This window comes from Kitasatospora sp. MY 5-36 (assembly GCF_001182915.1).
GTDB lineage: Bacteria > Actinomycetota > Actinomycetes > Streptomycetales > Streptomycetaceae > Kitasatospora.
On record NZ_LFVW01001265.1, the window covers coordinates 1 to 1,116 of the forward strand.

Annotated in this window: 1 protein-coding gene; it reads left to right on the plus strand. The window is 73.1% G+C overall.

Annotation, left to right across the window (positions count from 1 at the left end; all coding sequences use genetic code 11):
- Nucleotides 1-329 precede the first annotated feature (329 nt).
- Nucleotides 330-944, plus strand: coding sequence for a YceI family protein (locus AE652_RS41850; RefSeq protein ID WP_049661334.1), 615 nt, complete (start codon nt 330-332; stop codon nt 942-944).
- Nucleotides 945-1,116 lie beyond the last annotated feature (172 nt).

Below are 1,116 nucleotides of genomic sequence, written 5' to 3' on the forward strand. Positions count from 1 at the left end.
GCTCGCCGGCCGGGCAGGCGTAGGGGTGGGCGCGCGGAGCGGGCCGGTCGGGGTGCGGCTCGGGGGCGCCGGGGTGGGCGCGGGCGTCCTCGGCCCAGAGCGCCAGCCGCCCGTCCGCCCGCCAGAGCGCGTGCAGGACGAACATCGGGGGCCTTCCGGGCGGGGTGGGAACCGTTCTTCGCAGCCTAACCGGGAGGGCCGACAGGACCGGTCCGCTGAGCCGTTCGGGGGAAGCCCGGACGCCATGGTTGAAAGTTGAACGAAGTTGTCCTACGCTGGAGCCAACAAGTTGAAGCCTAAACAACTGGCTTCGAACCAAGGAGGAAGCCATGGGCCTGTTCAACCGCACCAAGACCGTCACCGCCCCCGCCGCGGCCGCCGTCCGGACCCCGGCCGGTCCGGACCTCGCCCACCTGACCGGCGACTGGACGATCGACACCACGCACAGCGAGATCGGCTTCTCGGTCCGCCACGCGATGGTCACCAACGTCAAAGGCCGCTTCACCGAGTACGACGGCGCGCTGCACCTGGACGGGACCCACCCGGGCAACTCCACGGCCGAGCTGGTGATCAAGGTCGCGAGCGTCGACACCAACCAGGCCCAGCGCGACGAGCACCTGCGCACCGGCGACTTCTTCGCCGCCGACGCCCACCCGGAGATCCGCTTCCGCAGCACCTCCGCCCAGCTGGTCGGCGGCGACTCGTACCGGATGACCGGCGACCTCACCATCAAGGGCACCACCCGCCCGGTCGTGCTCGACCTGGAGTACACCGGCAGCGCCACCGACGCGTACGGCGCCGACCGGGTCGGCTTCGAGGGCAAGGCCGTCCTCGACCGCACCGAGTTCGGCCTGACCTACAACGCCGCGCTGGAGACCGGCGGCGTGCTGATCGGCGAGAAGGTCAAGCTCAGCTTCGAGATCTCCGCCGTCAAGGCCGCCTGAGCCGGCCGTCCCCGTCGCGGGTCGCCCCCGTCGCGGCCGGCCTCGCCCCGTCGCGGGCCGCCCCCTGAGCACCGTCCCTGCCCCTCCCCCCGGGGGCAGGGGCGGTTTTCGCCTACCCCGGGGGCAGCAGCGCCGCGTCCGGCGCGGGGAGCCAGCTGCCCGGCGGGCGGCG